The sequence below is a fragment of the Bradyrhizobium guangdongense genome (genome assembly GCF_006483445.1).
Taxonomy (GTDB): domain Bacteria; phylum Pseudomonadota; class Alphaproteobacteria; order Rhizobiales; family Xanthobacteraceae; genus Bradyrhizobium; species Bradyrhizobium guangdongense_A.
The window spans coordinates 16,206-35,958 of sequence record NZ_PPPT01000257.1 but is presented as its reverse complement, the minus strand read 5'-3'; the positions used below and the strand labels follow the sequence as shown (position 1 = coordinate 35,958).

Sequence of the window (19,753 nt, the reverse complement as noted above, 5' to 3'; positions counted from 1 at the left end):
CTTTGCCCACCCTACGAGAGCGGAGCAAACGTGAAGACCTCTCCCCCGTCATTGCGAGCGCAGCGAAGCCATCCAGAATCTTTCCGCGGATGCAGTCTGGATTGCTTCGCTGCGCTCGCAATGACGGAGAATGTGGTAGGCGTCTTGTACCCGTCGAGCATCGTGACTGAGGAGCCATCAAAGTGACTTTCGTCGCGCGTCATGCGCTTTGGTCGGATGAGCAGAGGGACGCCGCAAAGCGGCTCGCCCGGATCGTCGAAGAGAAGAACCTCGAGGTCATCCGCCTCGCCTTCCCGGACCAGCACGGCATCTTGCGCGGCAAGACCATCATTGCCTCCGAGGCGGTCGCGTCGCTGGAAAGCGGCTGCTCCATCACCACGACGATGCTCGCCAAGGATACCTCACACCGCACGGTGTTTCCGGTGTTCACCGCCGGCGGCGGTTTTGGCATGAAGGAGATGGAGGGCGCGGCGGACGTCCTGATGGTCGCCGATCCCACCACCTTTCGCGTGCTGCCCTGGGCGCCGACCACGGGCTGGGTGCTGTGCGATCTCTATTTTGGCGACGGGCGTCCGGTGCCGTTCGCGACGCGCTCGCTTTATCGCAAGGTGCTCGATGAGCTCGGCAGCCGCGGGCATGAGTTCGTCGCCGGGCTCGAGGTGGAATTCCACATCTTCAAGCTCGACGACGCGCAGATGCGACCCGAGGATGCCGGCCAACCCGGCACGCCGCCCGCCGTAAGCCTGCTCAGCCACGGCTATCAATATCTCACCGAGCAACGCTTCGATCAGATGGAGCCGGTGCTTGAGATCCTTCGCCGCGACGTCCTCGCGCTCGGCTTGCCGCTGCGCTCGGTGGAGGTCGAGTTCGGGCCGAGCCAGTGCGAGTTCACCTTCCAGCCCAGGCGCGGCATGGAGCCGGCCGACAACATGGTGCTGTTTCGTAGCGCCGTGAAGCAGATCGCACGGCGTCACGGCTATCACGCCACCTTCATGTGCCGGCCAAAGCTGCCGAACGTGTTCGCGAGCGGCTGGCATCTGCACCAGTCGATCGTCTCGCGCGCGAGCGGCGAGAATCTCTTTATGGCGAAGACGGGCAGCGAGCCGCTCAGCGACTTCGCGCGCGCCTATCTCGCGGGCCTGCTCGATCACGCCCGCGCCTCGGCCGTGTTCACGACGCCGACCATCAACGGCTACAAGCGCTACCGCTCCTATTCGCTGGCGCCGGATCGCGCGATCTGGGGCCGCGACAACAGGGGCGTGATGATCCGCGTGCTCGGCGGCGCTGGTGACGCCGCGACCCGGCTGGAGAACCGCATCGGCGAGCCCGCCGCAAATCCCTATCTCTACATGGCCTCGCAAATCCTGTCGGGCCTCGACGGCGTCGATCGCAAGCTCGATCCCGGCCCGTCCGCCGATGCTCCCTACGAGACCAAGGCGCCGCTCTTGCCGAAGAGCCTGCGCGATGCGGTCTCGGCGCTGAAGGACGATCCGTTCTTCCGCGAAAAGTTAGGGGCCGAATTCGTGGACTACTACACCCACATCAAGAACGCCGAGATCGACCGCTTCCTGGCCGAGGTGACCGATTGGGAGCATCGCGAGTATTTTGAGATGTTTTGATTGCCCTCGGGCCCGTCTAACCCCGGAATGACGCCAAAACAGGCATCACGCCTCACACCCCCGTGAGGCGACTTCGTCCGATCTGTTCCGACGACATCCCTGCGCTGCGCGACGAAGCCATTTTCCTTGCACCGCGAAAACAGCCGGAAAGAAGCGGGGCATAGGATGCCGCCATGTGATCAACAGCGGAGTTCGATCATGTGGGGTTATCTGTTCAGCCTGATGTATCGCCTGTCCTGCCGGGCCACCCTGATCGAAATCGGCGTGCACCGCGTGGTGCGCTGAGGCCCACGGATGCGACTTAGGTAAGATGAACTGACCGAACAACGGGGATTTCCCATGCGCAAGCTGATCCTGATCGCCGCGATTTCTGTTCTGGCCACCCAGGCCTATGCGGGGCAACAGCGCAGCCTGAGCCTCGCCACCGCGAACGCGAGCGAGCCGGCGGCAACCCAGCAGGCGACACAGACCACGGCAGCTCCGCAGGCCGCGCCGGCTCCGGTCACGACCACCGCGACCGTCCCGACGCCGCAGGCTCCGACCGCACCTGCGCTCGCCTCGACCACGCCGGCACCGGCGGCGACAACCCCGACACAGGCAACCGTCGCGACTCAGACCCCGACGACGACCACTGCACCCGCCGCAGCGCCGGTTGCGACCACGCCGACCAAGACGGTGGTCGTGACCAAGCCGAGATATCGCGAGCCGTCAGTCGAAGCCCGCGTGATCCGCGAACTGCATCGGCATGGGGTTTATTGGTGATCGGGTAGCCGAACTCCTTCACCAATGTCGTCCTGGCGAAAGCCAGGACCACCGAGCGAGCGCTTTGCGCTCGTCGAGATTACCCCAGGGAGAAGATTGGCGAAGACTCGGAGTTACCTGACCTTCGCCGGTATTGGCACCGCATAACATCGATAGATCACGCGGTATGGGTCCTGGCCTTCGCCAGGACGACATCGAACAAATGGCGCGAGCTCGCGCTACATTGTCAGCCCGCTAGATCCCCAGATACCGGTGCTGCAGCTCCGGCTCGGCGGTCAGCTCATCCGACGTCCCGCTCCACACCGTCTTGCCGCGCTCGATGATGTAGTGGCGGTCGCAGATGCGGGCGAGGTGGTCGACGTTCTTGTCGACGACGAGGATCGACTGTCCGCGCTTCTTCAGCAGCGACAGGCAGCTCCAGATCTCCTCGCGGATCAGCGGCGCAAGGCCTTCGGTCGCCTCGTCGAGGATCAGGAGTTTTGGGTTGGTCATCAGCGCACGGCCGATCGCGAGCATCTGCTGCTCGCCGCCGGAGAGCTGGTTGCCCATGTTGCTCGCGCGCTCGGCAAGGCGCGGGAACAGCACGTAGATGGTGGCGAGCGTCCACGGGTTCGCGCTCGCGAAGCGATCGGCGGCGGCCGCGACGAGATTCTCGCGCACCGTGAGGTTCGGAAAGATCTGGCGTCCCTCCGGCACGAGGCCGACGCCGAGCTTTGCGATCCGGTAGGACGGCAGCGTGCGCACCTCCTCGCCGGCGAAGCGGATCGCGCCCGCACGCGCCGGGGTCAGGCCCATGATGGAGCGGATGGTCGTCGTCTTGCCCATGCCGTTGCGGCCCATCAGCGAGACCATCTCGCCTGATTTGATCGACAGCGACAGGCCGAACAGGACTTGGCTGAGCCCGTAGCAGGTCTCGATCCCCTCGACGTCGAGCAGCGCTGATTCAGCCATCTCTTTTTCAGACATGGCGGGTCACCACATGCTGGTCGCCGAGATAGGCGCGCTTGACCTCGTCGTTGCCGCGGATCGCGGCCGGGTCGCCGGACGCGATCACGCGGCCATAGACCAGCACCGAGATGCGGTCGGCGAGCGCGAACACCGCCTCCATGTCGTGCTCGACCAGCACGATCGAGACCTCTTTGCGCAACTCCTGCAGCAGCTTCACCATGCCCTGGGATTCGGTGACGCCGAGGCCGGCCATGGGCTCGTCGAGCAGCAAAATCTTCGGCTTGCTCGCGAGCGCGACCGCAAGCTCGATCTGGCGCCGCTCGCCATGGCTGAGCTTCGACACAAGAACATCGGCGCGATGGCCTAGACCGACGCGATCGAGCGCGGCATGCGCGGCATCGCGTAAACCCTTTTCCTTGCGCGCATTGGCGAAGAAGCGGAACGAGGTGCCGGCATGCGCCTGGGCCGCCAGCGCGACATTGTCGGCGGCGGTGAAGTCCTGCAGCAGCGAGGTGATCTGGAACGAGCGGGCCAGGCCCAGCGCGCAGCGGCGATAGGCCGGCAGATAGGTGATGTCGCGCCCGCCGAGCGACACGCTGCCGGCATGCGGGGCGAGATGCCCGGTGAGCTGGCTGATCAGCGTGGTCTTGCCGGCGCCGTTCGGACCGATGATGGCGTGCAGCTCGCCCGCTGCGACGTCGAGCGAGACGTGATCGGTCGCGACGATGCCGCCGAAGCGGCGCACCAGCTTTTCGACGCGAAGCAGCGGCTCAGCCACGGTCGAACCTCCCGAGCATCCCCATGATGCCGCCGCGCCCGAACAGCACGATCAGCAGCAAGAGCGGGCCCATGATCAGCGCCCAATATTCGGTGATCTGCGACAAGAACTCTTCCAGCAGCAGGAACACCACCGCGCCCATCACGGGGCCGACCAGCGTGCCCATGCCGCCAAGGATCACCATCACCATGAGATCGCCGGAGCGGGTCCAGTACATCACGGCCGGGCTGACGAAGTCGGTGTTGTTGGCAAGCAGCGCGCCGGCGAGGCCGCACATGGTGCCGGAGATGACGAAGCAGACGAGCTGATAGCGTTTTGCCGGAAAGCCGATCGCCTGCATGCGCTGCTCGTTGGAGCGCAGGCCCTGCACGACGAGGCCGAAGCGAGAATTGACGATGCGCCAGATCAGCACCATGACGCCGAACAGGCAGGCGAGGCAGAGATAATAGAACTGCGTGCGGTTGCCGAGGTTGATCAGGCCGGAGAAATCGCTGCGCTTGTAGACGGTGAGACCGTCATCGCCGCCGTAACGCGCCAGGCCCGAGGCGACGTAATAGGCCATCTGCGCGAAGGCGAGCGTGATCATGATGAAATAGACGCCGCGGGTGCGAAGCGACAGCGCGCCGATCACCAGCGCATAGATCGCGGAGGCCGCGAGCGCGACCGGAAACTGGATCCAGCCGGAGCCGACGCCTTCCTGGGCGAGCATGCCGACGGCATAGCCGCCGATGCCGAGATAGGCGGCGTGGCCGAAGCTCATCATGCCGCCAAAGCCCATGATGAGGTTGAGGCTTGCGGCCGCCAGCGCCAGGATGATGATCCGGGTGAACAGCGTCATGATGAAGATGTTGCCGGTGAGCTGCGAATAGAGCGGCAGCAGCACGAGACCTGCCAGCATCAGGGCCGTAACGGCCTTGCTTACGGTGAAAGACTTCATCGGCGATTGGCCGGAAACAGCCCCTCCGGCCGCACCACGAGCACGATCGCCATCAGGAGATAGATCAGCATGGAGGACAGCGCAGGGGCGGCGGTGGAAGCGGCGGCGCCGCTCAGCACCTGCCGCAGCAGGTTCGGCAGGAAGGCGCGGCCGAGCGTGTCGATCATGCCGACGAAGATCGCTGCGAGGAACGCGCCGCGGATCGAGCCGATGCCGCCGATCACGATGATGACGAAGGCCAGGATCAAGATGTTCTCGCCCATGCCGATCTGCACGGTGAGGATCGGCGCCTGCATCAGCCCGGCGAGGCCGGCGAGTGCGGCCCCTAAGCCGAACACCAGCGTGTAGAGCAGCTTGATGTTGATGCCGAGCGCGCCGATCATCTCGCGGTTGGAGGCGCCGGCCCGGATCAGCATGCCGATGCGGGTGCGCATGACGCCGAGATAGAGCAAGAGCGCCACCAGCAGCGCGACGACGATGATGGCGAGCCGATAGGCGGGATAATGAATGCCGGGCAGGATCGGCACCGGCACGGTGAGCCAGGCCGGCAGCGGCAGCGCGAGGCCCGCCGGGCCCCAGATCAGGCGCACCGCTTCGTTGAAGAACAAGATCAGGCCGAAGGTCGCGAGCACATGGTCGAGATGGTCGCGGCCATAGAGATGCCTCAGCGCTGATACTTCGAGCACGATGCCGAGCAGCAGCGTGGCGCCGAGCGCGAGCGCCGCGCCGAGCAGGAAATTGCCGGTCCAGGCGACGAAGGTCGCGGCGAAATAGGCGCCCATCATGTAGAGCGAGCCGTGCGCCAGGTTGACGAGATCCATGATCCCGAACACCAGCGTCAGGCCGGCCGCGAGCAGAAACAGGAGCAGCCCGAACTGCAATCCGTTCAGAAATTGTTCGACGACGAGCAGCATGAACGCTCTTTCAGCCACACCAAACGTTGCGCCGATGTTCGGTCGCTGACGAGATCAATGAAAGAGCTCCCCTGCCTCTTCAAGGCAAAATCGGTACCGGCAGTATCGTTCCGACGCAAGAGCGATTCTGCGCCAGAGGTGCACTTTGTTGCATCTTAGGGATTGTGCGATGCGCGCGGCGTGACGTTGCCGCTGCGCGGGGCTTGAGGTTGCCGCTGCGCGGGGCTTGGGGTTGCCGCTGCGCGGGGCTTGGGGTTGCCGCTGCGCGGGGCTTGGGGTTGCCGCTGCGCGGGGCTTGGGGATCGCCGTGCCGGCTGGGTCAACCCGCCGCACCTCCGCGCGCGATAAGGACGCGCGGTCATCGCGGCTGCCGCGCCGCGGATCGTCTCTCCCCGCCCGCTAAAGCGCGATGAGATTTGGTTGAATCATCATCGCGCTTTAGCGGGCGGGGAGAGCAATTGTCAGATTAGTGCGTCACGTGCTGCGCGATCTCGGGGGTCGCGACCCGGCCTGCGGTGGCGGCTTCGAGCGCCGCCATCCGGAACAGGTAAGCGAGCGTCGTCAGCCCGGACTCCTCGGCCATCTGCGCGAGCTCGAGCGCCATGTCGGACATGTAGCCGAGATTCTCTTCCTGCATCGTCATGGCGAGTTTTGTTTCCTGGGTTACGGTCTTCATCTCAGGCGATCTTTCGTTGCGCGGCCGCGAGGCCGCAGGTGTTGGCACGGGCGATGGCGTCGATCCGCGGACCGTCCTGGCGCACCAGGCGCATCATTCCAGTGCGCTCATGCAGTCCATCGAGCGCGTCCTGGCTGATGTCGATGGTGATCGCCATGGTCCAGGCGCCTTCGACGAGAGCCGGCAATCCCAACGGCGTGACGGTGAACCCGATGTCGTGGAAGCGCGGCAACCACCAGGTCTCCATGACGAGACAGAGCCGCTCGATGCCCTGGTCGAGGCAGAACTCCTGTGCCGCCGCCATCAGTTGCAGATTGAGCGCGCCGTCGCGGCGGTCGCGCACGACGAAGAAACGCGACCATTCCCAGATCAGCGGATCCGCAGGACAGCCGCGCACCGCGGCGAGATGCGGGAACACCTCGCTCATCATCGACGGCTTGGTGGTCGGATACAGGCGGTAGCCGCCGAGAACGCGGCGGTCTTCCAGCGCAAGCAGGTAGATCGCGTCTTCGTTGTCGTAGTCGTCGACGTCGCGACGGTCGGGCTTGCGCAGCGCTTCCCATTTTCTCTCGTCGACGAAGATTTCGTGCCGCACGCGAAAATGCTGCTCGATGACGTCTTCATAAAGGTGACGGTTTACCGCGGAAATTGCGTGAATCATGAAAGCCCCCTTTTCCTCCGAAACGGGGGCAGCCTCTGTGAAAAGAGGTCGTCTCGATATTGGGAAATTTCCCAGTGCGAGGCTTAGGGATTGATGATCTTGCGGCGAATCGCGAGCGCGACCGCATGCGTACGGTTGACGGCGCCGAGCTTGCGCGCAGCAGTTGCAAGATGCTCTTCGGCGGTCCGCTGCGTGATGTTGAGGATCTCGCCGATCTCCCAGGCGGACTTGCCTTGCGACGCCCAGGCGATGACCTCGCGCTCGCGCGGCGTCAGCAGCGCGGGCGGAATGGGCCGCGGATCGAGCAGGCGGCGGATGCGCTCGAAGCCGTACATCGCCATCAGATGCAGCGCCGGCTTGCTCCGCGGGTTGAGATCGAGATGCACGCCGCCGAGCGAGACACCGGCCTCGTAGCCGGTGAGCCCGTGAATCGGCACGACGAAGCCGCGCGACATCCGAAAGTCGGTGGCGCGGTTCATCACCTCGGCCGCGCCCGGCTCGGCCTCGGCGTCATAGGGCGCTTCCGACCATTCGAACGGATTCACCGAATGCCGGCACATGCGAATGACGGGATCGACGCGGTCGTAACTGTTCTCGGTGTAGAGCTTGAACCATTCCGGCGGCCAACGCTTGGCCAGCACCATCTGCGAGAAATGCTGATCGGGATTCGGCAAGCCCGTGACGATGATCGCCTCGAAGCCGAAGCGTCCGAAGGCCGCCTCGAGCGCATCCATGGCGTCCGGGACCCGGCGATAGGCTTCCAGGCCTTCGATGAAATCGAGCGCTTCGCGGCCATAATCCACGGCGGCCATCGGTTCGCCTTGCCCCTTGCCTGCGCTCGCAGGCTGCCACTCTGAAAACAGCCCCGCTACGTTACCGCGAACGTCGCCTTTGGGCACTGCTGCAATTCATCATTCCCCGTAGTATTCCGGTGCGACGAATGTCTTGCCGATTAATCTACTTGTAGAGGAAGGGGCGTCAAGTTACACCTTCAATATCGGCAGCGGGAAATCCCACGATGGAAGACGAGAACATCGCCCTCAACAGCGTGCTCGGCCTGGAACTCAACCGCGTGTTTTTCGCCGTGCGTGAAACGGCCAACAAGCAGAAGATCATCGAATATGCGCGCGACGTGCTCGAGAGCGAGCGCGCGGATCTTCGCGACAGTGCCACGCCCGAAGGCCCGGCCAGCTAGAACGCATCTGCAGCATTGATGCGATGACGCGAGACGCCTGCGCATCCATCTGAACGCGCGGACCTCGCAGAGATCAATTACAGCTTGCGGCATAATCACGTTGACAGACATTTGCGGCTGGATGACAGCGCGTCTCTCGTGAGATGATCGCCACGAGAGGGATTGCTATTCATGATGACGCTGCGCCAGGTCGAGGTGATCCGTGCCGTGATGGTGACGGGCACGATTGGCGGCGCGGCGAAGCTGTTGAACGTGTCGGCGCCCGGCATCAGCCGTCTGGTGAAATACACCGAGCGCTCGCTCGGTATCCGCTTCTTCCAGCGCCAGAACGGACGCTACTTCCCGACGCCGGAAGCCGAGAACATTTTTGAGCAGATCAACGGCGTCTACAAGAAGGTGGACGATCTCTCCGAGATCATCTCAAAAATCGGACGCGGCGGCCTGTCCGAATTGCGCATCGGCTCGGTGCCGAGCATCTCGCAGGTGATGGTGCCCCGTGCGATCGAGCGCGTGCGGCGGCGCTACCCCGACCTCGGCATCGACATCAACATCCTCAAGCTCGAGGAAGCCATCGACTATCTGATGCTCGGCCGCGGCGAGTGCGTGGCGATGAGCTACCGGCTCGACCATTCCGGCCTCGACTTCATGCCGCTGGCCTCAGGCGAGCTCTATTGCATCGTGCCGCCGGGCCACGAGCTCGCCGGCCGCAAGCAGGTGACGGCGGCCGAGATCACCCGCTATCCCCTGATCGGCATCGATCCCAACGATCCCTACGGCCGCATCATGGCCGAGATCTTTGCCCGCCATAAGCTCGCGTACGACATCACGATCCGCGCGCGTTTCGGCACCACGGTCTGCGCGCTGGTAAAGGCGGGGCTCGGCATCGCCATCATCGACCAGTTCACGGTGGCGCATGGCGGCTATCCCGGCATCGAGCTGTTGAAGATCGTCGAGCCGACGCGCTTCGACACCTATATCGCGGTGAAGCGCGGCGCGCCGCTGTCGCTGCATGTCGAGTATTTCATCGAGCAGCTCCGCGCCGAGATGCGCACCGTCGAGCCGGCGCGGCAAGGTTCAAGAGACGGCCAAAAGGCCCGCGCGCGGGGAAAATAACATTATGTTAGGTTTGTGAGATAAATGAGTAATTGTGTTAGGCTAAGGAAACGCTATCGTTTTGCTTGAACGCTGCGAATTTCCGCGCAAAACGACGTGGAGAAATTCGCCCCGCGAGACGATAGTGGATCATGTCACAGCGCCGACCTGCAGCCCCGAAGAAGCTCCTCACCGGCCTGATCGGTGCGCCGATTGCGCATTCCGCCTCCCCCGCCATGCACGAACACGCTGCTGACGCCTTAGGCGTACGCGGCCACTACCAGCTCATCGAGGTCGCCGGCGCCGATGCGGCGGGCTTGCGCATGATGCTCGAGGGGGTACGGCGTCTTGGCTTTGCCGGCGTCAACGTCACCTTCCCCTATAAGGAGGCGGTCGTCCCCCTCCTCGACGAGCTTGCCCCTGCCGCGGCCGCGATGGGCGCGGTCAACACCGTCGTCGTCAGGGACGGCCGGCTGATCGGCCACAACACCGACACCACCGGTTTTGCGCGCGCCGTGGCGCCGCTGCTCGGCGCATCCGGCAACGGCGTTGCCGTGATCGGCGCCGGCGGCGTCGGCAAGGCGATCGCCTTTGCGCTGGCCAACTCGGCCGTCACCGACATCCGCATCTTCGACAGCGAGCCGGCGCGCGCCCAAAACCTCGCTTCGCTGCTGCACAAACACGCCGGCGTCGTCGCGACCACCGACCTCGACGACGCCCTGCGCGGCGCGACCGGCCTCGTCAACGCCACGCCGGTCGGCATGCTGCCGAACCGGGACACGCCGGTGCCGGCGGACAAGCTTCACGACCGCATGTGGGTGGCTGATGCCGTCTACTCGCCGCTGATCACGCCGCTGTTGTCGGCTGCGCGCGCCAAGGGCGCGCGGATCATGACCGGGCGCGAGCTTGCGATCTACCAGGCGGCCGACGCATTCGAACTGTTCACCGGCCTCGCCCCCTCGACTGACGTCATGGGTGAGGCCTTCGATGGTGTGATGGCGGCGCGCAGCGCCGCCACCCACGCCGCTTAAACCAAACGGCCGGAACAAGGCCGTTACCAAAGAGCACAAGGGAGGAGAGACTATGAAATCGACACTGCTGGCAGGCGTCCTGTTTGCCGTCGCCACCGCAACATCTGCTTTCGCACAGCCGATCAAGCTCGCCGACGTCGCCGAGCTGTCCGGCGGCGGCGCCACCGTCGGCACCAACTGGAAGAACGGCATCGACCTCGCCATCGAGGAGATCAACGCCAAGGGTGGCGTGCTCGGCCGCAAGCTCGAGGTCAGCCACGCCGACTCGCAGTCCAACCCGGGCGTGGCGCGCGCGCAGGTGCAGAAGGCGCTCGACGCCGAGCCCTACGTGCTGCTCGGACCCGGCTATTCCGGCTCGGTCAAGGTGACGGCGCCGCTCGCAGCGGAGGCCGGCATCGCGCAGATCATGGGCGGCGAGGCCGCGGAGCTGACCCAGGCCGGCAACAAGTTCCTGTTCCGCACCTCGTTCGGCCAGCAATCCTCGATGCCGAAGGTCGCCCGGTACATCAACGGCGAGATGAAGGCGAAGACTGTCGCCGTGGTCTGGGTCAACAATGATTTCGGCCGCGGCGGACGCGACGTCGTCAGCAAGGAATTGGAGCGTCTCGGCACCAAGGTCGTCGCCGATCTCTCCACCGAAGCGGGCCAGGCCGATTTCGCCGCCGACGTCGGCAAGATCAAGGCTGCCAATCCCGACGCCGTGTTCGTCTATCTCAACGAGGAAGAGAGCGCGCGCATTCTCAAAGAACTGAAGCGCCAGGGCGTCACCGCGCCGCTGATGGGCGAGACCACGCTGATCGGCCAGAAGGTGATCGAGCTCGCGGGCGATGCCGCCAACGGCGCGCGCGGCCATGTCGGCCTCACCACCGATGCGCCGGTCGACCTGATCAAGGCGTTCCGCGAGAAGTTCTCGAAGAAGTACAACTACGTGCCTGACCATAACGGCCTGAAGGGCTATCTCGCCATCTACATGGTCAAGGCCACCACCGAGAAGATGGGCAAGGTCGATCCGAAGAAGTTCGCCGACACGCTGCACGGCCTGACCATCAAGGCGTCCGAAGAGCCGGGCATCCTGATGGACGTCACCGTCAGCGATACCGGCGACCTCGATCGCCAAAGCTTCCTGGTCGAAGTGGTCGAAGGCAAGCAGGTCGTGAAGCAAGTGCTTCCGAAGCTGAACTAAGGCGTTCTTTGCCTCTCCCCGCGTGCGCGGGCTCCTCCCTCTCCCCGCTCTTCGCGGGGAGAGGGTTGGGGTGAGGGGTGCTTCCTCGGTCACGGTGATAGTGAGTCCGCGGAGAGAAGCCCCTCACCCCTGCCCTCTCCCCGTAAGAACGGGGAGAGGGAGAAGAGAGGAGAGGCGGGGCGAGGGAGAAGAGAGAGAACCCATGTCCACTCTATTCGATCTTCTGGTCGCGGGACTTGCCACAGGCGCGATCTATGCGCTGGTTGCGGTCGGCTTCACGCTGTTGTGGCAGACCTCGCAGACCATCAATTTCGCGCAAGGCGAGTTCGTGATGCTGCCGGCATTCCTGATGCTGGCGGCGATGCATGTCGGTGCGCCGTTCTGGCTCGCGATCATCATCGGCATTCTGCTGTCGATGATTCTGCTCGGGCTTGCCTTCAAGATGCTGCTGGTCGATCCGATGCTGCGCCATGGCGTGCTGCCTCTCGCAATCGCCACCATGGCGCTCGCCATCGGCATCAAGGAGGCGGTGAAGCAGTTCTTCAGCGCCGAGGCCTCGCCCTTCCCCTCGATCGTGCCGACCGGCGACATCAGGATTCTCGGCCATGCCGTGGCACTGCAGAGCGTCGGCGTGCTGGTCGTCGCCATCCTCGCCGTGGTCGGCCTCACCATGCTGCTGACCCGGACCTCGCTCGGCCACCAGATGCAGGCGGCTGCGCAGAACCCGACGGTTGCGCGCATCATCGGCGTGCCGGTCGAGCGTATGATCCTCCTCACCTTCCTGATCAACGCTTTCCTGGTCGCTCTCGCCTCGATGCTGATCACGCCGATCTATCTGGCAAAGTTCTCGTCCGGTGAGGTGCTGGGCCAGGCCGCCTTCATCGCGGCGATCGTCGGCGGCTTCAATCAGGTGCGCGGCGCAATCGCCGGCGGTCTTTTGATCGGCGTGCTCGACAATCTCGCGGCCGCCTACGTCTCCACGCAATATCGCGCGGCGGTGCCGATGATCTTCCTCATCGTCGTCATCCTGTTCCGGCCGCAGGGCCTGCTAGGCCGCGCCGAGGAGCGCACGGTATGAGCAATCTTGGCAAAACCCTGAAGATCGCGCTGGGACTGGCCGTGATCGCCGCGCTGATCATCGTTCCCATGAACTTCAACCGCTACGGCCTGTTCATCCTCAGCCAATGGGCTGTCATGACCATTGCCGCGATGGGGTTGAACCTGACGCTCGGCTATGCCGGCCAGGTGTCGCTGGCGCAAGGCGCCTTCGTCGGCATCGGCGCCTATGCGGCGGCGATCATGACGACCCATGGCTGGCCGCTGCCGGCCGCGCTCGTGGTTGCGATCGTCTTGAGCTTTGCGATCGGCTGGGTGCTCGGCTATCCCGCGCTGCGCGTGCAGCACCACTACCTCGCCTTCGTCACGCTCGCCTTCTCGACGCTGGCCTTCCTGGTGTTCCGCAACGAGAGCTGGCTCACCGGCGGCATCTACGGCATCTCCAACATCCCGCGTCCGAACATCCTGGGATTTGCGACCAACCGTCCGCTGCCGTTCTATTATGTCTGCCTCGGCTCGCTCGCGATCGTCTCGCTCGCGGTGTGGTGGCTGATCCGCTCGCCCTGGGGTCGCGCCTTCATGGCGCTGCGCGAGAACCCGCTGCGCGCGCAGTCGCTCGGCGTCGACACAAGACGCTACACGCTGATGGCCTTTGCGATCGGCTCGGCGCTCGGCGGCGTTGCTGGCGCGCTCTATGCGCCGCTGACGCAATATATCGATCCCGTACCGTTCAACCTGTCGCTCTCGCTCGATTTGCTGATGATGGTGATCGTCGGCGGCGCCGGCTTCTTCCTCGGCCCGTTCTTGGGCGCGATGATCGCGGTGCTGCTGCCGGAGTGGCTGCGCTTCACCGAGGGCTATTACCTCATGATCTATGCGGTCGCGGTGATGGTGCTCTTGATCTGGTCCCCGACCGGCATTCTGGGAATTCTCGATCGCTACATGGCCGAGCGCCGCACCAAGGCTGCCTCGGCCCTGCGCGCCGTCGCAAAGTCACGCCTGGAGACGGCGCAATGAGTGCGGTCCTCGAAGTCACCGACATCAAGAAGAGCTTTGGCGGCATCACCGCCGTGGACGGCGTCTCCTTCGACGTGCGCGAGGGCGAGATCCTCGGCCTGATCGGACCGAACGGCTGCGGCAAGTCCACGCTGTTCAACTGCATCCTCGGCCAGCTCACGCCGACCGGCGGCGAGGTGAAGCTCGACGGCAAGACCGTCACCGGCTTGCGTCCGTCCGAGCTCAACGGCCTCGGCGTCAGCCGCACCTTCCAGCTCCTTCAGGTGTTTCCAAAACTCTCGGTGCGCGAGAACCTGATCCTCGCGGGCCAGGAGCACCAGGGCAACATGGCCTCGCGCCTGTTCGGCCGCTCCGATGCCGGGCTGACGGACGCCGCCAACCAGATGATCGGCTTCTTCAAGCTTGACCATCTCGCCAATGAGCCGGCCGGCGGCCTCTCCTACGGCCAGCAAAAGCTGCTCGACGCCGCCATGGCCTTCATGGGCGGACCGCGACTGGTGCTGCTCGACGAGCCCGCCGGCGGCGTCAACCCGTCGATGCTGTCAAACCTGAAAGAACGTCTGGTCGCGATCAACCGCGAGAAGAACGCGACCTTCGTCGTCATCGAGCACAACATGGAGTTCGTGATGTCGCTGTGCTCGCGCGTCATGGTGATGGCGGAAGGCAAGGTGCTGGCGATGGGCAGGCCGGACGAGGTGCGCAAGAACCCCGCCGTGATCGAAGCCTATCTCGGACATTAATTTTTGAGCATGATCTTCTCGGAAAACCGCTGCACACTTTTCCGGATCATGCTGTGGAGGAAACCATGAGCGACTCGATCCTCTCGGTTAGCAACCTGGTCGGCGGCTACGGCAAGATGACGATCCTCAACGGCACCACCTTTTCGGTGCCGAAGGCCACGATCACGACCATCATCGGCCCGAACGGCGCCGGCAAGTCGACCGTGTTCAAGGCGATTTTCGGCCTGTTGAAGCTGCGCGAAGGCAAGATCACTTTCGCTGATCGCGACGTCACCAATCTCAGCCAGCGCGCGCTGCTCAATGCCGGCATCTGCTACGTGCCGCAGGGCCGCAACATCTTTGCCGAGCTGTCGGTGCGCCACAATATCGAGCTTGGCGGCGTCGCCGCCGAGAAGGGCATCGATCTGCCCAAGCGCATCGAAGCCGCGCTCGACCTGTTCCCGGCATTGCGACGGAAATCGACGCAGCAGGCATCCACGCTCTCGGGCGGCGAGCAAAAACAGCTCGAGATCGCGCGCTCGCTGTTGCTCGATCCGCAGCTCGTGCTGATCGACGAGCCCTCGATCGGCCTGTCGCCGCTGATGGTGCAGCAGACCTTCAACATCCTCAGGGATCTCCGCGACCGCGGCGTCACCATTTTGATGATCGAGCAGAACGCGCGCTCGGCGCTGGAAATCTCCGACTTCGGCATCGTGCTGGAGCTCGGCCAGACCCGCATGGTCGACAAGGCCGAGAGGATCCTGAACGATCCCCGCATCGGCCAGCTCTTCCTCGGGGGCGCCATGGAGGAAACCGCAGCATGAACAAGCGCTCGATCGCGACCGTTTCCCTCTCCGGCGCACTGGACGAAAAGCTCCGCGCCATCGCCGCCGCCGGCTTCGATTCCGTCGAGATTTTTGAGAATGACTTGCTGTCGTTCGGCGCGAGCCCGCGCGAGGTGGCGCGTCTCTGCAGCGATCTCAACCTCGCGATCTGTGCGTTCCAGCCATTCCGCGACTTCGAGGGGATGCCGGAGCCGCAGCGCGCGCGCAACTTCGCCCGCGCGGAGCGCAAGTTCGACCTGATGCAGGAGCTCGGCACCGATTTGCTGCTGATCTGCAGCAACGTATCGCCGGCTTCGCTCGGCGGCATCGATCGCGCGGCGGACGATTTCCGCGAGCTCGGCGAGCGCGCCGGCAAGCGCGGTCTGCGCGTTGGCTACGAGGCGCTGGCCTGGGGACGGCACGTCAACGACCACCGCGATTCCTGGGAGATCGTGCGCCGCGCCGATCATCCCGCGATCGGAATCATCCTCGACAGCTTCCATTCGCTGGCGCCGGGATTTCCAACCCGCGCCATCCGCGCCATTCCCGGCGACAAGATCTTTCTGGTGCAGCTCGCCGACGCGCCAAAGCTCGAGCTCGACATCCTCTCCTGGAGCCGGCACTTCCGCTCCTTCCCCGGCCAGGGCGACCTGCCGGTGCTCGACTTCATGGAGGCGATCGCGGCGACCGGCTATTCCGGTCCGCTTTCGCTGGAGATTTTCAACGACCAGTTCCGTGCCGGCTCCGCCGCGCAGACCGCCACCGACGGCATGCGCTCGCTGATCCTGTTGCAGGACCAGCTCGCCGCCAACTGGCCAAAACTCGCCGACAAGCGGCTGGCGCCGAAAGCCAAGAGCCGCGGCACCGGTTTTGTCGAATTCGCCGTCAACGAGACCAAGGCGGGCGAGCTTGCGACGCTGTTCGCGCAGCTCGGCTTCCGCAAGACCGGCAAGCATCGCAGCAAGGCGGTGGAGCGCTGGTCGCAGGGCAAGGTCGAGCTCGTGATCAATTGCGAGACCGACGGCTTTGCCCATTCGCACTACGTCACGCACGGCCCCGGCGTCTGCGCCATCGCGCTCGACGTCGACGATTCCGGCCGCGCCATGGCGCGCGCCGAAGCGCTGAAGGCGCGCACCTTCTACCAGCCGGTCGGACCGGGCGAGCTGGAAATCCCGGCGATCCACGGCGTCGGCGGCAGTCTTTTGTATTTCCTCGACCAGGCCGGCAAGAATTGGGACACCGATTTCGAGCGCATCACGAGCGATGCCGGCGCCGATCGCCTGCTCGACGTCGACCACATCGCGCAGTCCATGCCTTACGACGAGATGCTGTCCTGGCTGCTGTTCTACACCGGCATCCTCGATCTCACCCGCCTGCCGCAGATGGAGATCGCCGACCCCAGGGGCCTGGTGCAGAGCAATGCCATCATCAACGGCGACCAGAGCCTGCGCTTCGTGCTCAACGGCTCATCGGCGAACCGCACCCTGCCCGCGCGCTTCATCTCGGAGTTTTTCGGATCGGGCGTGCAGCATGTCGCGTTCTCGTGCCAGGACATCTTTGCGACGGTCGCCGCCATGCGTGCCCGCGGCGCGGATTTCCTGGATATCCCCGACAATTACTACGACGACATCGAAGCCAAATACGATCTCGCGCCCGAGATCATGGCGCAACTGCGCGCCAACCACATCCTCTACGACCGCGAAGGGGACGGCGAGTTCTTCCAGGTCTACACCCACATCTTCGACGAGCGCTTCTTCTTCGAGATCGTCGAGCGCCGCCACTATCAGGGTTTTGGTGCAGCCAATGCCGGCATCCGTCTCGCGGCGCAGGCCCGCGAGGTGCGGCCGGCGAGCATGCCGCGGATGTGATTTGAATCCACAGGCTCGTCATGGCCGGACTTGTCCCGGCCATCCACGACCTTCACGGTCGCACCAAGAACGTGGATGCCCGGGTCTTCGCCGCGCCGAAGCGGCTTCAGCCGCGCAGGCGGGACAAGCCCGGGCATGACGGTGTTGATGTGTCGGTGGTCCGTTACTCCGTCACCGGCTTGTCGGAAATATCCCAGTCCTTACCGTTGAACGTCGAGATGTAGAGCGTCTTCATCGGCGTGTAATCCTCGGGCGTGTAGCTGTAGTTGATGCCGTCGAGGAAGAAGGGTGAGTGGAAGCCGCTGAGGGTCGAGGCCTGCTTCAGCACATTGGCGCGGGTCAGATCATCGCCGCAACGGCGCAGGATCTCGCCCATGGAGACTGCCTGACCATAGCCCGCATAGGCGATGGTGTTGTCAGGATCGATATTGGGCAGTAATTTCTTGCGCAGCTCCTCGAACGCCATCGCGTCGGGATCCTTCTCCCAGCGGCCGGGACCGGCGTCCTTGGAATAGCGGATCGCGACGATGCCGGCCGCGTTCTCGAAGCCCGCAGCGCTGAGGATCGAACGGCCGGTCGAGCCTGCCGACAATAATTGCAGCGGTTTCCAGCCGAGTTCGGCGACCTTCCGGATCGACTGCGACGAGGCCTTGCCGGTGGAGATGTTGTAGAAGACATCGGCGCCCGACTTCGAGAGATTGATGAGCTGGGAGTCGATGGTCGGATCGGTCAGGTCGTAGGTCTGCTCCAGGATCACCTTGGCGGTGCCGCCGGCATCCTCCAGCACTTTCTTGAACGGACCCAGGAAGTCGCGGCCGAAATCGTCATTCTGATAGAGGATGCCGACCTTGGCGTTCGGCTTCACGCTGACGACGTGACGGGCGAGAATGCGCGCTTCGGTCGGATAGAGCGGCAGGCCCGCCATCGTCCACTTGAACTCTTTCGGATTGTTCCACTTGGAGGCGCCGGTGTTGAGTAGCAGCTGCGGCACGCCCTTGGAGTTGAGATATTTGTGCACGGCGGTTTGCGGCGCGGTGCCGAGCGAGCCATAGAGCGCGAGCACCTCTTCCTGCTCGACCAGGCGCCGTGTCGCCTCGACGCATTTCGGCGCGCTGTAGGCGTCGTCCATGGTGAGGAATTTCACCTTGCGGCCGTTGATGCCGCCCTTCTCGTTGATCTGCTGGAAATAGGCTTCGCCGACGCGGCCAAGCACGCCATAGAGCGAGCCGGGACCGGAATGCGGCACGGTCTGGCCGATCTTGATTTCGGTGTCGCTGGCGCCGGCATCGTACTTCTTCTCGGCGGCCCAGACGTAAGGCGCCGGCAGAGTGGATGCAGCGATGGTGGCGAGGGCGGCGGCGCTGAAATCGCGCCGTGAAGGATTCTTGGTCATTGTTCTTGATCTCCCTGGGTGCGGGCATTTTTCTGGCATCGGCCCGCGCACCGCAAGTGGGGAGTCGTCGCTTTGCGACGCAATGCCGCTCAAATCAGGCTTCACCTAGCGCCTAGACTCAAGTTTTCTCCGCGATGACGACGAGACCGCGCACAGGCTCGTTGTTCTCGTTGCGCGGCGAGGCCGGCTCGCACGTCAGCAATTTGAGGCCGGCTCTTGAAATCGCCTCACGCACATATTCCGTGGCGTGGGCATAGCGCAGACCTTCGCCGAGGATCACGCCCTTGCCGTCATGAGTCTCCAGCGTGAAGGCGAGCGTGCCGCCTTGCGCGAGCACCCGCTTCGCCTCCCGCAGCACCGGCGTGAGATCGGACAGATAAACCATCACGTCGGCGGCGACGATCAGGTTTGCACTTGCATCGGGCTTGCTGCGCAGGCCGTCGATCATGTCGGCGACTTCGAGCTCGGCATAGAGGCCGGTGGCGCGCGCCTCCTTGATCATGCCGGGCGACAGATCGATGCCGATGAACTGATCGACCTGCTTTGCGAAGGCGCTGGCCGCGAGACCCGTGCCGCACCCGAGATCGATCGCGCGCTTGAAGAAGGCCGGCTTCTTCGCCGCGACGCGCGCAGCGAGCACCGCCTTGAAGATCAGGCTAGGTGCACGATAGCCGAGATCGTTGATCAGCGTGTGCTCGAAGCGCGGCGCGTACTGGTCAAACAGCGCCTGCACATAGGCTTTCGGCATCTCCGACATCTGCTCGTCGCCGAGCCGGATCAGGTGCAGGCTTGCCCCGTGCTGATCCTCGGGATCGGACCGCCGCGCCTCGCGAAAGGCTGCGATGGCCTTGTCGCGTTCCTTCAACTGCTCGCGGATTTCGCCGAGCGTGAACCAGGCCGAGGTGAAGTTCGGCGCGAGCTCGATTGCCTGCTCCAGAAGGTCGGCTGCGGCGGGAAGGTCGCCCTTGAGCTGGAGGTCGCGGGCGAACTCGAAGCGGCGGTCGGCCATGAGATCGCCGGAGGATTGGAACAGGCGGAGCGGCATGGAGGAACCGGATTGGTCGGGCGGATGACTCGAAT

The 19,753-nt window shown here is 64.3% G+C and carries 20 protein-coding genes; 11 read left to right on the top strand and 9 right to left on the bottom strand.

Going from position 1 to position 19,753, the window contains the following annotated elements; all coding sequences use genetic code 11:
• Positions 1–182 precede the first annotated feature (182 nt).
• Together C2U70_RS30740 and C2U70_RS30735 are read left to right on the top strand one after the other, a co-directional pair.
• On the top strand, positions 183–1,619 hold the full coding sequence (locus tag C2U70_RS30740) for a glutamine synthetase family protein (protein WP_140982380.1): 1,437 nt from the start codon (positions 183–185) through the stop codon (positions 1,617–1,619).
• A 339-nt stretch (positions 1,620–1,958) separates the two neighbouring features.
• Entirely contained in the window at positions 1,959–2,381 is a 423-nt protein-coding gene (locus C2U70_RS30735; protein WP_140982379.1) for a hypothetical protein, read from the top strand.
• Positions 2,382–2,615: 234 nt separating this feature from the next.
• Here the strand turns inward: C2U70_RS30735 and C2U70_RS30730 are convergent, their stop codons facing one another.
• From C2U70_RS30730 to C2U70_RS30700, 7 genes are all read right to left on the bottom strand, one after another.
• A complete protein-coding gene (locus C2U70_RS30730; RefSeq protein ID WP_140982378.1) occupies positions 2,616–3,332 on the bottom strand; it encodes an ABC transporter ATP-binding protein in 717 nt (238 codons plus the stop codon).
• 7 nt (positions 3,333–3,339) lie between these two features.
• Entirely contained in the window at positions 3,340–4,107 is a 768-nt protein-coding gene (locus C2U70_RS30725) for an ABC transporter ATP-binding protein (protein ID WP_140982377.1), read from the bottom strand.
• Positions 4,100–5,044, bottom strand: a complete 945-nt coding sequence (locus C2U70_RS30720) for a branched-chain amino acid ABC transporter permease (RefSeq protein WP_140982376.1) — start codon at positions 5,042–5,044, stop codon at positions 4,100–4,102. Before C2U70_RS30720 ends, C2U70_RS30725 begins: the two co-directional genes overlap by 8 nt.
• Complete coding sequence (locus tag C2U70_RS30715) at positions 5,041–5,958, bottom strand: branched-chain amino acid ABC transporter permease (RefSeq protein WP_140982375.1); 918 nt, start codon at positions 5,956–5,958, stop codon at positions 5,041–5,043. The genes C2U70_RS30720 and C2U70_RS30715 overlap by 4 nt, the downstream gene beginning before the upstream one ends.
• A gap of 466 nt (positions 5,959–6,424) precedes the next feature.
• Positions 6,425–6,634: a hypothetical protein gene (locus C2U70_RS30710; RefSeq protein WP_140982374.1), complete on the bottom strand. Its 210-nt coding sequence runs from the start codon at positions 6,632–6,634 to the stop codon at positions 6,425–6,427.
• 1 nt (position 6,635) lies between these two features.
• Positions 6,636–7,295 (bottom strand): acyl-homoserine-lactone synthase, encoded by a 660-nt coding sequence (locus C2U70_RS30705; protein ID WP_140982373.1) that lies wholly within the window; start codon positions 7,293–7,295, stop codon positions 6,636–6,638.
• 83 nt (positions 7,296–7,378) lie between these two features.
• Positions 7,379–8,107, bottom strand: coding sequence for a LuxR family transcriptional regulator (locus C2U70_RS30700; RefSeq protein ID WP_140982372.1), 729 nt, complete (start codon positions 8,105–8,107; stop codon positions 7,379–7,381).
• 206 nt (positions 8,108–8,313) lie between these two features.
• On the opposite strand from C2U70_RS30700, the gene C2U70_RS30695 reads away from it, so the two are divergent.
• From C2U70_RS30695 to C2U70_RS30655, 9 genes are all read left to right on the top strand, one after another.
• The gene (locus C2U70_RS30695; protein ID WP_140982371.1) at positions 8,314–8,490 is read left to right on the top strand and encodes a hypothetical protein; all 177 of its coding nucleotides are present in this window, start codon (positions 8,314–8,316) and stop codon (positions 8,488–8,490) included.
• 171 nt (positions 8,491–8,661) lie between these two features.
• A complete protein-coding gene (locus tag C2U70_RS30690) occupies positions 8,662–9,603 on the top strand; it encodes a LysR family transcriptional regulator (protein ID WP_140982370.1) in 942 nt (313 codons plus the stop codon).
• A 131-nt stretch (positions 9,604–9,734) separates the two neighbouring features.
• Positions 9,735–10,613 (top strand): shikimate dehydrogenase, encoded by an 879-nt coding sequence (locus tag C2U70_RS30685; protein WP_140982369.1) that lies wholly within the window; start codon positions 9,735–9,737, stop codon positions 10,611–10,613.
• A 52-nt stretch (positions 10,614–10,665) separates the two neighbouring features.
• Entirely contained in the window at positions 10,666–11,796 is a 1,131-nt protein-coding gene (locus C2U70_RS30680) for an ABC transporter substrate-binding protein (RefSeq protein ID WP_140982368.1), read from the top strand.
• Between the two features lie 202 nt (positions 11,797–11,998).
• Complete coding sequence (locus tag C2U70_RS30675) at positions 11,999–12,874, top strand: branched-chain amino acid ABC transporter permease (protein ID WP_140982367.1); 876 nt, start codon at positions 11,999–12,001, stop codon at positions 12,872–12,874.
• Positions 12,871–13,869, top strand: a complete 999-nt coding sequence (locus C2U70_RS30670; RefSeq protein ID WP_140982366.1) for a branched-chain amino acid ABC transporter permease — start codon at positions 12,871–12,873, stop codon at positions 13,867–13,869. Before C2U70_RS30675 ends, C2U70_RS30670 begins: the two co-directional genes overlap by 4 nt.
• A complete protein-coding gene (locus C2U70_RS30665; RefSeq protein WP_140982365.1) occupies positions 13,866–14,609 on the top strand; it encodes an ABC transporter ATP-binding protein in 744 nt (247 codons plus the stop codon). The genes C2U70_RS30670 and C2U70_RS30665 overlap by 4 nt, the downstream gene beginning before the upstream one ends.
• 65 nt (positions 14,610–14,674) lie before the next feature.
• Positions 14,675–15,412, top strand: a complete 738-nt coding sequence (locus tag C2U70_RS30660; RefSeq protein ID WP_140982364.1) for an ABC transporter ATP-binding protein — start codon at positions 14,675–14,677, stop codon at positions 15,410–15,412.
• Positions 15,409–17,280, top strand: a complete 1,872-nt coding sequence (locus C2U70_RS30655) for a bifunctional sugar phosphate isomerase/epimerase/4-hydroxyphenylpyruvate dioxygenase family protein (RefSeq protein ID WP_140982363.1) — start codon at positions 15,409–15,411, stop codon at positions 17,278–17,280. Before C2U70_RS30660 ends, C2U70_RS30655 begins: the two co-directional genes overlap by 4 nt.
• A gap of 163 nt (positions 17,281–17,443) precedes the next feature.
• Here the strand turns inward: C2U70_RS30655 and C2U70_RS30645 are convergent, their stop codons facing one another.
• Entirely contained in the window at positions 17,444–18,673 is a 1,230-nt protein-coding gene (locus tag C2U70_RS30645) for an ABC transporter substrate-binding protein (RefSeq protein WP_140982361.1), read from the bottom strand.
• Positions 18,674–18,791: 118 nt separating this feature from the next.
• Positions 18,792–19,718: a class I SAM-dependent DNA methyltransferase gene (locus C2U70_RS30640; protein WP_140982360.1), complete on the bottom strand. Its 927-nt coding sequence runs from the start codon at positions 19,716–19,718 to the stop codon at positions 18,792–18,794.
• Between the last annotated feature and the right edge of the window lie 35 nt (positions 19,719–19,753).

What these genes read in the sequence shown, in the direction of transcription:
- C2U70_RS30695 (WP_140982371.1), top strand. Translation starts at nt 8,314, where the DNA reads ATGGAAGACGAGAACATCGCCCTCAACAGCGTGCTCGGCCTGGAACTC.
- C2U70_RS30655 (WP_140982363.1), top strand. Translation starts at nt 15,409, where the DNA reads ATGAACAAGCGCTCGATCGCGACCGTTTCCCTCTCCGGCGCACTGGAC.
- C2U70_RS30665 (WP_140982365.1), top strand. Translation starts at nt 13,866, where the DNA reads ATGAGTGCGGTCCTCGAAGTCACCGACATCAAGAAGAGCTTTGGCGGC.
- C2U70_RS30735 (WP_140982379.1), top strand. Translation starts at nt 1,959, where the DNA reads ATGCGCAAGCTGATCCTGATCGCCGCGATTTCTGTTCTGGCCACCCAG.
- C2U70_RS30675 (WP_140982367.1), top strand. Translation starts at nt 11,999, where the DNA reads ATGTCCACTCTATTCGATCTTCTGGTCGCGGGACTTGCCACAGGCGCG.
- C2U70_RS30710 (WP_140982374.1), bottom strand. Translation starts at nt 6,634, where the DNA reads ATGAAGACCGTAACCCAGGAAACAAAACTCGCCATGACGATGCAGGAA.
- C2U70_RS30640 (WP_140982360.1), bottom strand. Translation starts at nt 19,718, where the DNA reads ATGCCGCTCCGCCTGTTCCAATCCTCCGGCGATCTCATGGCCGACCGC.
- C2U70_RS30685 (WP_140982369.1), top strand. Translation starts at nt 9,735, where the DNA reads ATGTCACAGCGCCGACCTGCAGCCCCGAAGAAGCTCCTCACCGGCCTG.
- C2U70_RS30660 (WP_140982364.1), top strand. Translation starts at nt 14,675, where the DNA reads ATGAGCGACTCGATCCTCTCGGTTAGCAACCTGGTCGGCGGCTACGGC.
- C2U70_RS30690 (WP_140982370.1), top strand. Translation starts at nt 8,662, where the DNA reads ATGATGACGCTGCGCCAGGTCGAGGTGATCCGTGCCGTGATGGTGACG.
- C2U70_RS30715 (WP_140982375.1), bottom strand. Translation starts at nt 5,958, where the DNA reads ATGCTGCTCGTCGTCGAACAATTTCTGAACGGATTGCAGTTCGGGCTG.
- C2U70_RS30645 (WP_140982361.1), bottom strand. Translation starts at nt 18,673, where the DNA reads ATGACCAAGAATCCTTCACGGCGCGATTTCAGCGCCGCCGCCCTCGCC.
- C2U70_RS30705 (WP_140982373.1), bottom strand. Translation starts at nt 7,295, where the DNA reads ATGATTCACGCAATTTCCGCGGTAAACCGTCACCTTTATGAAGACGTC.
- C2U70_RS30670 (WP_140982366.1), top strand. Translation starts at nt 12,871, where the DNA reads ATGAGCAATCTTGGCAAAACCCTGAAGATCGCGCTGGGACTGGCCGTG.
- C2U70_RS30720 (WP_140982376.1), bottom strand. Translation starts at nt 5,044, where the DNA reads ATGAAGTCTTTCACCGTAAGCAAGGCCGTTACGGCCCTGATGCTGGCA.
- C2U70_RS30700 (WP_140982372.1), bottom strand. Translation starts at nt 8,107, where the DNA reads ATGGCCGCCGTGGATTATGGCCGCGAAGCGCTCGATTTCATCGAAGGC.
- C2U70_RS30730 (WP_140982378.1), bottom strand. Translation starts at nt 3,332, where the DNA reads ATGGCTGAATCAGCGCTGCTCGACGTCGAGGGGATCGAGACCTGCTAC.
- C2U70_RS30680 (WP_140982368.1), top strand. Translation starts at nt 10,666, where the DNA reads ATGAAATCGACACTGCTGGCAGGCGTCCTGTTTGCCGTCGCCACCGCA.